General features: G+C 54.2%; 16 protein-coding genes and 1 pseudogene. 5 read left to right on the top strand and 12 right to left on the bottom strand.

The annotated features are described in order from the left end of the window. Nucleotides 1–3: 3 nt before the first annotated feature. Entirely contained in the window at nt 4–1,158 is a 1,155-nt protein-coding gene (locus L53_RS09495) for an AI-2E family transporter (protein ID WP_156947880.1), read from the bottom strand. 140 nt (nt 1,159–1,298) lie between these two features. Then, entirely contained in the window at nt 1,299–1,472 is a 174-nt protein-coding gene (locus L53_RS16800) for a DUF1328 domain-containing protein (protein WP_034814608.1), read from the bottom strand. Between the two features lie 163 nt (nt 1,473–1,635). On the opposite strand from L53_RS16800, the gene L53_RS16795 reads away from it, so the two are divergent. Beyond that, entirely contained in the window at nt 1,636–1,797 is a 162-nt protein-coding gene (locus L53_RS16795; protein ID WP_084333302.1) for an entericidin A/B family lipoprotein, read from the top strand. Between the two features lie 433 nt (nt 1,798–2,230). On the opposite strand, the gene L53_RS09480 is transcribed toward L53_RS16795, so the two are convergent. From L53_RS09480 to L53_RS09470, 3 genes are read right to left on the bottom strand one after another with little or no spacing between them, the layout of a single operon-like run. Beyond that, nucleotides 2,231–3,877, bottom strand: a complete 1,647-nt coding sequence (locus L53_RS09480; protein WP_034814605.1) for a sensor histidine kinase — start codon at nt 3,875–3,877, stop codon at nt 2,231–2,233. A gap of 34 nt (nt 3,878–3,911) precedes the next feature. Then, a complete protein-coding gene (locus tag L53_RS09475; RefSeq protein ID WP_034814604.1) occupies nt 3,912–4,508 on the bottom strand; it encodes a sigma-70 family RNA polymerase sigma factor in 597 nt (198 codons plus the stop codon). 10 nt (nt 4,509–4,518) lie between these two features. Then, entirely contained in the window at nt 4,519–4,707 is a 189-nt protein-coding gene (locus L53_RS09470) for a NepR family anti-sigma factor (RefSeq protein WP_034814600.1), read from the bottom strand. Nucleotides 4,708–4,873: 166 nt separating this feature from the next. Here L53_RS09470 and L53_RS09465 point away from each other — a divergent pair, with 166 nt between their 5' ends. After that, the gene (locus tag L53_RS09465; RefSeq protein WP_034814598.1) at nt 4,874–5,668 is read left to right on the top strand and encodes a response regulator; all 795 of its coding nucleotides are present in this window, start codon (nt 4,874–4,876) and stop codon (nt 5,666–5,668) included. 79 nt (nt 5,669–5,747) lie between these two features. Here the strand turns inward: L53_RS09465 and L53_RS17010 are convergent, their stop codons facing one another. Further along, nucleotides 5,748–5,912 carry a hypothetical protein gene (locus L53_RS17010; protein WP_156947879.1) on the bottom strand — a complete coding sequence of 55 codons (165 nt, stop codon included), beginning with the start codon at nt 5,910–5,912 and terminating at the stop codon, nt 5,748–5,750. Between the two features lie 38 nt (nt 5,913–5,950). Then, nucleotides 5,951–6,787, bottom strand: a complete 837-nt coding sequence (locus tag L53_RS09460; protein WP_233347719.1) for a Crp/Fnr family transcriptional regulator — start codon at nt 6,785–6,787, stop codon at nt 5,951–5,953. A 95-nt stretch (nt 6,788–6,882) separates the two neighbouring features. Between L53_RS09460 and L53_RS09455 the strand changes: the two genes are divergently transcribed. From L53_RS09455 to L53_RS09445, 3 genes are read left to right on the top strand one after another with little or no spacing between them, the layout of a single operon-like run. Further along, nucleotides 6,883–7,182, top strand: coding sequence for a YqjD family protein (locus L53_RS09455; RefSeq protein WP_034814596.1), 300 nt, complete (start codon nt 6,883–6,885; stop codon nt 7,180–7,182). A gap of 3 nt (nt 7,183–7,185) precedes the next feature. Continuing rightward, on the top strand, nt 7,186–7,584 hold the full coding sequence (locus L53_RS09450; RefSeq protein WP_034814594.1) for a hypothetical protein: 399 nt from the start codon (nt 7,186–7,188) through the stop codon (nt 7,582–7,584). Nucleotides 7,585–7,631: 47 nt separating this feature from the next. Further along, on the top strand, nt 7,632–8,279 hold the full coding sequence (locus L53_RS09445; RefSeq protein ID WP_034814593.1) for a hypothetical protein: 648 nt from the start codon (nt 7,632–7,634) through the stop codon (nt 8,277–8,279). Between the two features lie 6 nt (nt 8,280–8,285). On the opposite strand, the gene L53_RS09440 is transcribed toward L53_RS09445, so the two are convergent. The 5 genes and pseudogenes from L53_RS09440 to L53_RS09420 all read right to left on the bottom strand — a co-directional run bounded on the left by L53_RS09440 (nt 8,286) and on the right by L53_RS09420 (nt 12,795). Next, on the bottom strand, nt 8,286–8,891 hold the full coding sequence (locus L53_RS09440) for a sigma-70 family RNA polymerase sigma factor (protein WP_051607772.1): 606 nt from the start codon (nt 8,889–8,891) through the stop codon (nt 8,286–8,288). A gap of 412 nt (nt 8,892–9,303) precedes the next feature. After that, the gene (locus tag L53_RS09435) at nt 9,304–10,182 is read right to left on the bottom strand and encodes a 3-hydroxybutyryl-CoA dehydrogenase (protein WP_034814582.1); all 879 of its coding nucleotides are present in this window, start codon (nt 10,180–10,182) and stop codon (nt 9,304–9,306) included. 170 nt (nt 10,183–10,352) lie between these two features. Beyond that, on the bottom strand, nt 10,353–11,054 hold the full coding sequence (locus L53_RS09430) for an SDR family oxidoreductase (RefSeq protein WP_034814580.1): 702 nt from the start codon (nt 11,052–11,054) through the stop codon (nt 10,353–10,355). Nucleotides 11,055–11,148: 94 nt separating this feature from the next. After that, nucleotides 11,149–12,049 (bottom strand): annotated as a pseudogene (locus L53_RS09425) (electron transfer flavoprotein subunit alpha/FixB family protein). Further along, entirely contained in the window at nt 12,049–12,795 is a 747-nt protein-coding gene (locus L53_RS09420) for an electron transfer flavoprotein subunit beta/FixA family protein (protein WP_034814577.1), read from the bottom strand. The pseudogene L53_RS09425 and the gene L53_RS09420 overlap by 1 nt, the downstream one beginning before the upstream one ends. Nucleotides 12,796–12,863: the final 68 nt, after the last annotated feature.

Here is a 12,863-nt window from a genome sequence, read left to right as displayed (position 1 = left end):
GACTCACCCTTCTTCCGAAAGTGGAGTATCTTTTTGGCGGAACACGAACTTCATCAATCGTGAATCCGAACCGGACAGGTCGTCCCGATCACCCAGGAATTTTCCGAAGCTCTCCAATCCATTCACATTGTCGGACACGACTTTTGCCATTAGCAGGATCGGCGTCGACAACAACATTCCCATAAATGACCAAACCCAGGCCCACAACGCAAATGAAATGAATACGACGACCGCGTTCAGCTTGAGGCGGCGCCCCACCAGCACGGGCGTTAAAAACTGTCCTTCTATGGTGTTTATCAGCCAATAAAGCAGCGCGGGCAGTAGCGCCTGGAGAGTGTTGTCAAAGGTCACCAACCCAGTCACGAGCGAAACCGTGATTCCTCCGATGGAACCAATGTACGGAATATAATTGAGCAAGAATGCGCCCAACCCGAACAGCAGCGGATTGGGCATCCCGATCGCCCACATAACCGAACCGATGACCATGCCGAGCACTGCATTGATCGCTGTAATGGTGAAGAGATAAGTTGAAAGCTGGTTTTCTATAGTGCGCGCAGCTGCCAACGCTCGTCGCTTGTCCTTGAGCTTGGGCATCACCTGCACAAGCTTCTCATAGAACATGTCACCCGATGCGATAAGGAAGAAGCTCAACGTCAACGTCACGATCAATTGGCTGACCACAGCCGGCGTGGCTTGGGTCATTACACTGACGAAACCTGGCTCTCGTATCGCGACTGTTTGCTGTTTACCCTGACTTGTAAGCGCATCAATCTGATCGCCAGCCTTCAATACCGGCTCAATTGTACCAAAAAGACCACTTAATTCGCGGCGAACTTCAGCAGCGAAAGTCGGCGCGTCACTCATATACTGCTGTAGAGCTTCAGATATGAAGTAGAACAGGACTCCGAGCACAACGAGAAGACTGACCATGATTATGCCGGCTGCGGCACCCGCAGGAATTCCGATCCGGCCAAGTGCGCGCCTCACAGGACTGAAAGTCAACGCAAGAACAAATGCGGAGATAATTGGAACAAATACACCTTGGGCAAGACTCAGTGTCCCAAGCGCGAGGATCCAGAATATTCCGGTGATGGCCCAATTGCGCACCACATCCCGCTTGTTGTCTGGAGCATCCGGGGAAGCCATGTATTCTTTCACAGCCTATACCTCCTCCCGGTGACGCCTCAATTTACCTACGCCGCTGCAGGAAAATAGTTCCATTGCGGTCTTTATAGAAAGCAAGCACAAAAAAGGGCGCTGCAGTCGCAACGCCCTTTTCAAAAAAGATGCAAACCTCACTAGGTCACATTTCGTCCACGGACGGCCCGCGCCACGAAGGACAAGACCAACAGAACAAGGAAAACGAAAAACAGGATTTTGGCGATACCTGCCGAAGCACCAGCGATACCACCAAAGCCGAGAACTGCGGCGATTAACGCCAATACGAAAAATGCGATTGCCCAACCGAGCATGACTATAACTCCTTTTCTCAAACAAATCGACGCAACGTGGTCGATACGATGACAATACAACCCGGTAGGGGGCATCCCAGTTCCCGAATATTTTTTAGTCGACCATTGGAACTAAGGGAGACGGGTAACGTTTGTTTACTGCTTAAAGCGGAAAGGAATTATCATGAAGAATACCGTGAAGATCGCAACACTCGGTGCCTTGGGTGCCCTCGCCACCCTGCTGGCCGCCTGCAACACCGTCGACGGCGTTGGCAAGGATGTTGAAGCTGGTGGCGAAGTTATCCAGGATACCGCACGAGACGTTGAGGAAGACATCAACGACTAAACGGGCCGCAAATCCCACCTGAAAAGACACGCTCGAATCGAGCGTGTCTTTTTTTGCTCGTATGTTTGGAAGTGAGCCGTATTCGCAGGGCAGCAAAAACTATTTAGTGTGTGGAATGAACCGCTTCGCCGGAACAGGAGATCAGCAAAACTCGTGTTCGCTTGCTCGTGCGCATCAGCTCTGTGTGTTTGCGCAAACAGGTCCAGATCTGCCCAAGTCCGATAATCAGCACAGAAAACATCGCGCCCACGCGACGCGGACCATTCAAGCGACGGAATATATCAAGGTGGGAGCCCAAACAGCGGGATTGGCGTTGAATGTCTATCTGGAGGTGTACTGCGTTGACCATGGATAATCTACGCGCCCAAGCGATGCGAGTTCCGCGTCCTTGTGCGTACTGATTCATAAGGCGGACCGTATGTGGGTCTTCTACTTAAATATCCATGACGAGCTTGTGCGAGCAGCCAAGCCCAGGTCGCGCTTCAGTCGTGAATTCAGCTGACAATTGTCTTGCAAAAGCAACCATGAGTTTGGAACCCAATCCGGAATCCTCATCAGCCGTATCATAACCGAGTCCGGTGTCCCTGATCTCGAGAATAACCTTCTCGCCTGCCAACGACAGGTGCACCGCAACTTCGCCGCCGTCTTCCTCAAACGCATATTTCATAGCATTAGTGACTGCCTCAACGATGAACAGCGCCATCGGAATGGCATCGTCGGCATCCCGTTGTATCTCGGCATAAGATTGGACAAGGTTTATGCCCGCCTCAGACATGCCCAATGCATCTGAGAGATGATTGAGAAGCCCGGTGAGGAAGGGTCGCATATCGACGGTTTCCAAGCGCTCATTCTGGTAGAGAGTCTGGTGCACAATCGCCAAAGCATCAATACGGTGGCGCGTCGCCGCAATTGCGTCCCGGGCCTGTGGGTCTTTTAACTGCCGGCCCTGCAAGTTCAGGAAGCTTGTAACAATCTGGAGATTGTTCTTCACGCGATGGTGAATCTCTTTCACGGCCGCATCGCGCGTGGAGATAGCCTCTTTGAGATCCTGGTCGCGATGGTCGATATCTTTCGCCATGACCTCCATTGCGGTCGCCAAATTGCGGATCTCCGAGGGGGCATCAACAAAAGAATTACCCGCTTTGAATTGATACCGGCCCGCACCATAGATGCGAACTGTGCGGGTCAAGCGGGAGATCCATCTCAGCACCAATCCATCAATCGCCATCCAGGCTGCTAGCAGTGTTACTGCGAACGCAAGTAATGGGAGCCCAAACGAAGTCGCAGGCCGCAGAAAGAAGTCATTCCACAAACCGTAGGAAGGGCGCGCAATCACTGCAAATATGTTGGAATCGCCGACAGGTCGCAGCACGACATCGGTGGAGCCCCCGCCGGCTTGCTCCGCCCGGAACAATTGGGCGGCGCGAGTTTCCTTCACCTGCTCAATCCATTCGGACGAAACTGGCCCTACAATGGGATCACCGAACACCCTGCCAGTCTCATCCGCGATGGAAAGGGAAACGTAGTCTGGCAGATAGCCGGCCTGCACAAGATTGGCGAGCTCAATTGCACTCAACGCAAACGTGTGGATGCCAACGAAATTTCCAGCCTCGTCCTCGACGCGTTTATTGAGCGCAAAGAGCCACTCGTCGCTCGCGGACCCAAAAAATGCGTCACTCCGAGCAAAGGAGTCTCCTCCGGCCCGCAACCTGTCATGCAAAACCTGATTGTCACGGCTGAGTGTGGGAGTGCCTACAGCGGCGCAGACAACTTCACTGTCCTTGTCGAACGCAACAACGTTGGTGAGCGACGGCAGGTATTCAGACAGTTCATTGTATACGCCACTGCACTCGCCTGCTGTCAGTCGCGTCTCATAGAGTGAGAGCAACAGTTCTGCCTGCTGCAGGGATTGGTTCACACCGTCAATCGCTGCGCCCGCAACGACGACCAGATTCTGAGCCTGACTTTCCCGAATGTCCCGAGCGTCAATATAGGCTTTGAACGCAGACAGTAGGAGGACCGGAGTTAGTGCAGCTGCCAAGGTCAGAACGAGCTTATTGCGCAAAGGTGCTGCGTTCATGCCTTTGCTATCCCCCCGGTCTAGCCCACTCCGGTTACCCGACACCGGCAATGTCATCTGCCTGGCGCATGATATCATTGAAGGCGTCTTCCGCCCTCATTTCGGAGTCGTCGCTAAATCCTGCCCCGTTTGATTCCAGAATCTCGACCACAGCTTTCCTGGCCCGAGACACCCGGCTTTTGATCGTTCCGACGGCGACGCCACAAATCTCTGCAGCTTCCTCATAGGGCAAACCGCCGGCACCGACGAGAATGAGGGCTTCACGCTGGTCGATTGGCAACCTGCCGAGCGCATTGCGCATGGCGAGCAGATCGAGCGTGTCGGATGGATTACTATTAGACACCAGCGTTGCTTCGGCAACCTCAGGATCAAGCGGTGTGCGGCGCCAAGACCGGCGCTTTTCTGAATAGAAAACATTTCGGAGAATTGTGAAGGCCCACGCCTTCATATTTGTGCCGGCCTGAAAGGATTGCCGCGCATTCCACGCTTTCAGCATTGCATCCTGAGCAAGGTCATCTGCAAGCGTCGCATCACCGCACAAGCTGCGCGCGAAAGCCCGCAAGTGTGGGATCAATGCAGCAAGTTCGCGTTTGAATTCAGCATCGCTGAGTTTTTCCGTATTGTCTGTCATGGAAGCCCCCTCAGGATTTATCTGAGGTGGAAGATGGCCGAGCCCTATCGGCTTCTTCGAGAAGCCTCAGGAACTCATCGGGCACATCTTCTTGCGCTACTTCGTCATATACGCGGCGCAATTGTTCACCAATGCGCTGCGTCCGCCTCTTACTGCCGAGGTCGGATTTGACGGAGTTTTTGCGTCCGTTCTTTTCCATTCCGTCCAAACTATCCTGATTCACGATCTGATACCTAACTATATGAGTCTGATAGTTAAACAATCCGGCACCATATAAGTTCCACACTAATGCAGTATTTTGCACTAGGGTGGAACCGAAGCTGCTTTCATGAATTGTTAATGCGGTCCCAGAAGAGAGGTTCCCAATGAGTTTGGTACAATCGTTTGCCCCCCATCTGCCCTTCTTGCGCCGGTACGCCCGGGCGCTAACAGGCAGTCAAGACAGCGGAGACGCGTATATTCGCGCATCGCTTCAAGCGCTCGTCGAAAATCCGGAAGTTGTTGATAATGTGGAAGATCCTCGTCTTTCGCTCTACCGTTTTTTCCATGTCATCTGGGGTACGACAGGTGCCCAGCTTGAAGGAAAAGATGGCGGCAAGGGCGACCCTGCAGACAAAAGACTTCAGTCACTCGCCCCCATCCAACGGCAAGCTTTCCTGCTGACAGCCCTTGAGGGATTTTCTGCTTCGGACGCAGCCTACATCCTCGGCATTTCCGAAAAAGAGCAGCGTGTTCTCGAACAAGATGCGCAAAGAGAAATTGAAGGCGAGCTCGCAACGAAAGTTCTCATCATCGAGGACGAGCCCATTATTGCAGCAGATCTCGAAAGCCTGGTCGAAGACCTCGGCCATACGGTCACCGGAATCGCAACCACACATCGCGAAGCGCTCTCTCTCTTCGGCGCAAATCCGCCAGGACTGGTTCTCTGTGACATCCAACTTGCAGATGGATCGTCCGGTATTGATGCCGCACACGACATTCTGGCAGATCACGATGTGCCGATCATCTTCATCACGGCATTCCCCGAACGCCTGCTGACTGGTGAGCGCCCAGAACCGACCTACCTGATTCCAAAACCGTTCCAGGAGAATACGGTGAAGGCAGCGATCGGCCAGGCGCTATTCTTTCATCCCGCCAACGAAAAGCGAGTGGACGCCTAGACTTCTTATGTCGCGGAATTAGAAGGCCGCCTGTACACGATGATGTACGGGCGGCCTTAGTTATTGGATTCAAGATCCGTTAGACGCTGGCAGGCGCAAACATGCCGGTCAATGCCAGCACCAGCAACATGCCGACGAGAGCGATGACGATACCTATCCCCATAACGCTCAACAAGCCTGTCCGGCGACGGCCCTGGCGTGCCTCGGTTGTAGAGACCTCTTCTTGATGGGTTGTGTCTGGCATGGGTTATTCCAATTCTGTTTGAGTGTGATCCCCTGGGATCAGTTGTCTTTACGGGGAACGCGGGGATGATGCGTGTGAGACGAGATAGCGCCGTTTGACAAAGACGAGTGGGAACCACTGCCCAGGTCTGCTGGCGCCGCGAAATCGAGTTTGCGAACATGGAGATAGTCAGTGTCGAACTGCGACAGACTCTCCATGCGCTTTCTGTCGAGAATAGTGACCTGGCCTCTGGACTCATCAATGAGTCCTGAGCGGCGTAAGGCTGACATTGTCCTTGATACATGAACCGGTGTCAGGCCGAGCGCATCTGCTAGATCCGTCCGCGTCAAAGGCATGGGGAGGTGATCTTTTGCTCCCCCTGTTGCCGCTCTCAATCTTCTTTGAAGCTCAAGCAATAGGTGTGCGATACGCTCCTTGGCAGACCTGCGACCGACGCGGACAATCTGTTCACGCAGGATAGATTCTTCCTGCACCGCTGCCCACCAGAATGCTGCGGCGACATCGGCATCGCTGCGCAACACATTCATGAATTGATCCGCTGCAACCGTCGCCACGACAGTGCGCGTCACGGCGGTTACTGAGTGGTCCGCCTTTACACCCGCAATCACTTGCATATCGAACACGTCACCTGGCAACATGAAGTTGACGATCTGGCGACGACCGTCATCAAGAGAACGATGGCGAATTGCCCAACCATCCTTTACAATGAATATCTTTGCGGGAGTTTCCCCCACACGAATGATATCATCGCCGGACTGAAACGCGCGGGTCTGAAAATCGATTTGATCAAATTTGGTCCACGCGTCATCGTTTAAAGAGGCATATTGGGAAAGTCTGTTTCTGAATACGTCCATGCGATCAAAACGTATGTTCACATGTAAGGTTCCGTCGCATAAAACTGCTAGCATCCGATGGAACGAATTTCTTGATCAGCCGTTGTATTGGCGCACACGAAATCAGGAGATTTAACGTGAACACCAAAACAGCCACTACACTAAAAGCTGAGACCGAAGGCGATTACGCTGCGCTCAAGGATGACATCGCCATGCTTCGCGGCGACTTGAAAAGCGTGATGGAAGACGTCCGGGGCTTGGCGAAAGTCAAGGCGCAAGCCGGAGTCGAGAAAGGCAAGGAAATAGCCGAGAAAGCCTCTGGCCAGTTCAAGGAAACCCGTGACGAGGTTGAAACGGAAATTCGCAAGAATCCGCTCGCCGCTGTCGGGATCGCGTTTGGCGCCGGACTTATCCTCGCAATGATGAGGGGCAAATAATTCATGGACGCGACAAAGCTTAGGCTGTTCGCGGCTGTCGCCGGAATCGTATGCGGTTTCGGCGGCATGTTTGCTTTGTCTGTTGCCGGAATATTGGCGCTGGCATCTGTCATCGGTTTGACGGCCGCCTGCTTTACAGTGGCCGCCATCCTTGTGGCAATTTCTGCCCTGATGCTGTACATATTTCTTCTGCCTTATCGCAAATCATCAGAAGAGATTGATGATCTGGAGGAGTCGACAGCCAATGCGTTGGCAGACCTACCGTTCGACACTCTGAAATCCTTGGTTCAGAAATATCCTGTCTCTGTGTCCGCGGGCGCGATGTTGCTTGGATACACGCTTGTGCGTGATCCGAAGACGGCGACACGTCATGCCCAGAGGCTTTTACTCGGTCTGCTGTAGCGACACCAATTGCAGACAAATCATGCCAAAGCTCCTATATTGGCAGGATGAGATCATTTCTGCTTGTTGCCTCAGCGGTTGGCGCTGGACTGGCTTTTGGCCGAAGATACCTCGAACGCGGGGTATCCGCCCAGAAGAACAAGGTGATCGAAACAGCCGCCGTGGAAACGCGTCGCCAGATCAAGCGCCATGCGGATGATTTTCTCAAAAAGAGCTTTCGGTCGTTCGCAATCGCGACGGCTATCAAACTGCTTATCCTCGCGACGCTTTGGGGACTTTTCCATGGCGGTGTTATTGGGCGGCCTTATTTTATCTGGGGTGTGACAGGGATTCTCGCCGCGTTTCTTGTTCGTGATATCTGGGTAACGTGGCCCTTTGTTCGGCTTGGGATAGTAGAACTTTCTCGCTATGGCTGGCACCCCGAGCGCGCGCTCGGTGAGGTCGTCGCCGGGCATGTATTTCAGCAAGTCCTGACGGAAGCCCAATCTGCTCCGTCCACTCGCTCTTCGAAAGTCATGCTGGTGCTTGCGGGTCAATCCCGCGAAGGGATCGAGCATGATATTGCAACCTCTGTCGCCGCCATCGCTCGAGATACGTCTTGGTCCGATCTGCGACCATTTCTTGTGTCCGCTGCCATCAAGACGGCCGCATTGATGATCATTTATTCGGTGAGCGTTTTCCTGCTCATGGCCTGATGTCGATCACGCAGCCTCAGCCATAAGCCCTTCGGCGTGCATTACCAACTGGTGTAATGTGGACCGTGCAGAAAGCTCAGGCGTGTCATTGGAGATTGCCGGAACAATCCCATTCAACTCATCCATCAGTACGGCGCGCGCCCGGCTTACCCGGCTTTTGATCGTTCCAGGTGAGCAGTCCATGATCGCGCCCGCTTCCTCATAAGTGAGACCCGCTGCCAGAACCAGTATGACTGCATCCCTCTGCTTGATCGGCAAAGCGTAGATTGCCTGCACAGCATGCGAGGCTTCGCTCAGCATTTCAGCTGATGTGTGATCAACAAGCGTTTCTTCGAGAAATCCGCTTTCAACATCAACATTGCGCCAAGCGCGACGACTGTGCTGGAGATACTCATTTCGAACAATCCGCAAGATCCACGGTCTCATCTTTGCGCTTCGGTCAAAAGAATCCGCCGCTGCCCAGGCTTTGAGGCATGCAGACTGAACAATATCGTCGGCAAGCGTTGCATCATGGCAAAGGCTACGAGCGAACGCGCGCATTTGGGGCAACAACGCCTCTAGCTCATCAACAAAGGACCAGCTTGGGCCAGGATTTTCGGCGAAATCGGTCATGCCATCACGTATCCTATCGCTTTTGCGAGTTCTCCACTTCTCTCATGGAGCCGAGAAGTTGCCGAAGTCGGTAGGGAAGAGGCTCTGTAACCACAGCCGCGTACTCGGCCTGAAGGTGAGTTTCGAACCGCCGGGTCACGCCCGTCGCCTGCGTCATGAAAGCGGATGTTCTTCTGCGTTCGGGACGTCGGGCGCTCATACGCATCATTTATCCGTCCGCCAAAATAACAAATCATGAATTCGTCCCCACTATACGATCTGCCTTCACCTCATATTGAAGTAAATCAGTGTCGGGTTAACGAATCAAAAATTACTATTGGTTGAATAGCAGTCAACCAGGCGCCACCTCTGCGGAACAAAATGCCTCGGAAGACACCCTCTTATCTGTGAAAAGAAATGAAGGAGAATGATTCTACCTCGTTGGAACCGGCTCAGGTCCGGAATAGTCGTAGAATCCCTTGCCGACTTTTTTCCCAACCCAGCCTGCCTCAACATATTTCACGAGCAACGGACAGGGCCTGTATTTGGTGTCGGCAAGACCATCGTGCAAAACTTGCATAATCGACAGACAGGTATCGAGCCCGATGAAGTCGGCAAGCGTCAACGGCCCCATCGGATGATTTGCGCCAAGGCGCATGGCCGTATCAATGCTTTCAACCGTGCCAACACCTTCGTAAAGAGCGTAAACGGCCTCATTGATCATGGGCACAAGGATCCGGTTGACGATAAAGGCCGGGTAGTCCTCGGCATTCGTGGTCGTCTTCTCTAGGCGCCCTGCAAACTCGATGGCGGTCTCGTAGGTTTCCTGATCCGTTGCGAGCCCACGGATCACTTCAACCAGCTTCATCAGCGGAACGGGATTCATGAAGTGCAGCCCGATAAACCGTTCGGGACGGTCGGTGACGGACGCGAGCCGTGTGATCGAGATGGACGACGTATTCGTCGCCAGAAATGTACTCGCAGGCACGATTTCGCAGATCGAGCGGAAGATCTGTTCCTTGATTTCTCGGCGCTCTGTGGCGGCCTCGATAACAAGGTCTGCGACCTCATGGTCCTTCAAGACAGTTGTTGGCTTGATACGCCCGAGTGCGGTGTTCATATCGCCTTGGCCGTATTGTCCCCGACCAACCTGACGAGCCATATTATGTTCGATCGCCTTCATACCTTTGGCGAGAGACTCTTTGGAAATATCGCTGAGAACGACGTCGTATCCGGCTAGCGCGCTGACATGGGCGATACCATTCCCCATCTGGCCCGCGCCAATCACGCCAATTGTCTTCAGGTCTGCCATAAGTCTCGTCCAGATCGTCGTAAAAGAGAGATGTCATATCCTGTTTGTGCAGTGCGTCAAACACAAGTCTGGGATGCAGTCGCCGCGGGTATATCCGCAATCCTGCAAGATGGCCCCCTCTGCAGCGGATCCGACAACACCGAAGCGGCTAACCCAGGATCGAGCCCGCGCTAGGCGGTGTAAGTCATCCTGCGCGTCATGCCGCCGTCCACTGTCAGCACCTGACCCGTCACAAAGCCAGCTCCTGACAAGTAGGCCACCGCATGTACGATATCCTCAACTTCCCCCACTCGACCGACTGGATGTTGCGCGTGCGCCTCACCAGACAGCTCGTCACCAGTTGAATTGATCCAGCCGGGCGCAATTGCGTTGGCCCTGACATCCGGCCCAAGACCGATGGCCAGCGCATGGGTCAGGCCAATAATGCCTCCCTTTGCTGCTGCATACCCGTAGGTGTCAGGCTCCGATTGATAGGCCCGGGTCGATGTCATACTGACGATACTCCCCTTGGCAGCCCGCAAATAAGGCATGCATTCCCGCGCCATCAAGAAGCTACCGTTCAGATGCGGTGCGATCCAGCTATTCCAGTCATTGATGCTCATCTCTTCAAGGGGCCCGGCGACCGGGTCGGCTGGCCCGCCATTGTTCACGAGCAGGTCAAGCTGTTCGAACCCTGCTTCTGCGACCGCGGCGCAAATACTCTCTTCGGATGACAGGTCACACCAAATCGGCTGAATCCCGACTTTCGGGAGCGAGGCAAGACCATCATGATCGATATCCAGCGCAGCGACGCGCCAATCTTCATTGGCAAAATGCACGGCAATTGCACGGCCGATACCCGACGCTGCACCTGTTACGATGGCTGTTCGCATGCAATCTCCTGATCATGGCTTAGCTCGCTCTATACAAAACAACCCGCAACTTCCCTAAGGAGTTGCGGGTTGAATTCAGTCAGAGCTGAAAAGCTTACAGCGCCTCGGTCAGTTCCGGGACGGCATTGAAGAGGTCTGCAACCAGGCCATAATCGGCGACCTGGAAAATCGGAGCCTCTTCGTCCTTGTTGATCGCGACAATGATCTTGGAGTCCTTCATACCAGCAAGGTGCTGGATGGCCCCGGAGATGCCGACAGCGACATACAGTTCAGGCGCAACGATTTTGCCGGTCTGGCCCACCTGATAATCGTTCGGGGCGTAGCCCGCATCGACAGCGGCGCGCGAAGCGCCGACAGCTGCTTCCAGCTTGTCAGCCAGCGGCACGATCAGGCGGTCAAATTCTTCTTTCGAGCCCAGCGCGCGGCCACCGGACACGACGCGTTTCGCGCCAGCCAGTTCTGGACGGTCGGATTTGACCATCTGCTCCGACACGAATTCGGATTTGAATGGTCCTGCAGGTGCATCAGCTGCTTCGACCGAAGCCGAACCATCTTCGCCAGCGGCTTCGAAAGCCGTGCCACGAACCGTGATGACTTTCTTCGCATCGGAAGACTTAACCGTCAGGATTGCGTTGCCGGCATAGATCGGACGCTCGAACGTGTCAGTATCGATTACGTCGGTGATGTCGGACAGTTGCATGACGTCAAGCTTCGCAGCGATACGAGGCGCTACGTTCTTCCCAGTCGTGGTGGCCGGAATGAAAACCGCGTCATAGCCAGCCATCATCGGCACAACCAGCGCTTCCATGGCTTCGGCCATTTGCTTTGCCACCGAAGCGCCATCAGCGTGGACAACCTTGCGCTACGTCGCCTGCGCCTTCGCCTGCTACCAGGATATCAACGTCGCCGCCGAACTTGGCAGCCGCGGTGACAACTTTGTGGGTCGCGTCGTTCAGGGACGCATTGTCGTGTTCAGCAATAACCAGAACAGCCATTAGATCGCTCCTGCTGATTTGAGTTTCGAAACAAGCGTCGCAACGTCCTCGACCTTTTCGCCCGCCTCGCGCACAGGCGGCTCAGTCACTTTCACAACTGACAGGCGCGGCGAGATGTCGACGCCATAATCGCCGGGAGCCTTCTCATCGATTGGCTTCTTCTTCGCCTTCATGATGTTTGGCAGAGACGCGTAGCGCGGCTCGTTTAGGCGCAAATCGACGGTGACAATTGCCGGTGTGGCCAGTTTCACGGTCTGCAGGCCGCCATCGACTTCGCGGGTCACGGTCAGGGCGTCGCCGTCCTTCTCGATCTTGTAAGCGAATGTGCCTTGTGGCCAGTCCAGCAACGCTGCCAGCATCTGGCCGGTCTGGTTGGAATCGTCATCAATGGCCTGCTTGCCGAGGAGCACCAGGTCCGGGCTCTCTTCCGCAACGACTTTTGCAAGGATTTTCGCAACTGCCAGCGGTTCTACGGTTTCGTCAGTATTGATCAGGATGCCACGGTCGCCGCCCATGGCCAACGCTGTGCGAATGGTTTCCTGAGCCTGTTTCGGACCGATGGAGACGATCACAACTTCGGTCGCCGTGCCGGCTTCCTTCATGCGAACTGCTTCTTCGACAGAAATCTCGTCAAATGGGTTCATCGACATTTTGACGTTTGCGAGATCGACACCCGTCTGATCGGGCTTCACCCGAACTTTGACGTTATAGTCGATGACGCGTTTGACCGGTACCAGGACCTTCATACAACCGCTCCAGACATTAGTTGGAATTAAACTCGTGTGGGGTGTGCCTAACGCCCGCACAGAAAAGA

Origin of the sequence: Hyphomonas sp. L-53-1-40, assembly GCF_000682775.1 — a bacterium.
GTDB lineage: Bacteria > Pseudomonadota > Alphaproteobacteria > Caulobacterales > Hyphomonadaceae > Hyphomonas.
Note: the sequence above shows the minus strand (reverse complement) of the source record. Positions and strands in the feature narration are given on the sequence as shown.

What these genes read in the sequence shown, in the direction of transcription:
- L53_RS09475 (WP_034814604.1), bottom strand. Translation starts at nt 4,508, where the DNA reads ATGACAGACAATACGGAAAAACTCAGCGATGCTGAATTCAAACGCGAA.
- L53_RS16795 (WP_084333302.1), top strand. Translation starts at nt 1,636, where the DNA reads ATGAAGAATACCGTGAAGATCGCAACACTCGGTGCCTTGGGTGCCCTC.
- L53_RS17010 (WP_156947879.1), bottom strand. Translation starts at nt 5,912, where the DNA reads ATGCCAGACACAACCCATCAAGAAGAGGTCTCTACAACCGAGGCACGC.
- L53_RS09420 (WP_034814577.1), bottom strand. Translation starts at nt 12,795, where the DNA reads ATGAAGGTCCTGGTACCGGTCAAACGCGTCATCGACTATAACGTCAAA.
- L53_RS16800 (WP_034814608.1), bottom strand. Translation starts at nt 1,472, where the DNA reads ATGCTCGGTTGGGCAATCGCATTTTTCGTATTGGCGTTAATCGCCGCA.
- L53_RS09470 (WP_034814600.1), bottom strand. Translation starts at nt 4,707, where the DNA reads ATGGAAAAGAACGGACGCAAAAACTCCGTCAAATCCGACCTCGGCAGT.
- L53_RS09445 (WP_034814593.1), top strand. Translation starts at nt 7,632, where the DNA reads ATGAGATCATTTCTGCTTGTTGCCTCAGCGGTTGGCGCTGGACTGGCT.
- L53_RS09465 (WP_034814598.1), top strand. Translation starts at nt 4,874, where the DNA reads ATGAGTTTGGTACAATCGTTTGCCCCCCATCTGCCCTTCTTGCGCCGG.
- L53_RS09435 (WP_034814582.1), bottom strand. Translation starts at nt 10,182, where the DNA reads ATGGCAGACCTGAAGACAATTGGCGTGATTGGCGCGGGCCAGATGGGG.
- L53_RS09430 (WP_034814580.1), bottom strand. Translation starts at nt 11,054, where the DNA reads ATGCGAACAGCCATCGTAACAGGTGCAGCGTCGGGTATCGGCCGTGCA.
- L53_RS09480 (WP_034814605.1), bottom strand. Translation starts at nt 3,877, where the DNA reads ATGAACGCAGCACCTTTGCGCAATAAGCTCGTTCTGACCTTGGCAGCT.
- L53_RS09450 (WP_034814594.1), top strand. Translation starts at nt 7,186, where the DNA reads ATGGACGCGACAAAGCTTAGGCTGTTCGCGGCTGTCGCCGGAATCGTA.
- L53_RS09440 (WP_051607772.1), bottom strand. Translation starts at nt 8,891, where the DNA reads ATGACCGATTTCGCCGAAAATCCTGGCCCAAGCTGGTCCTTTGTTGAT.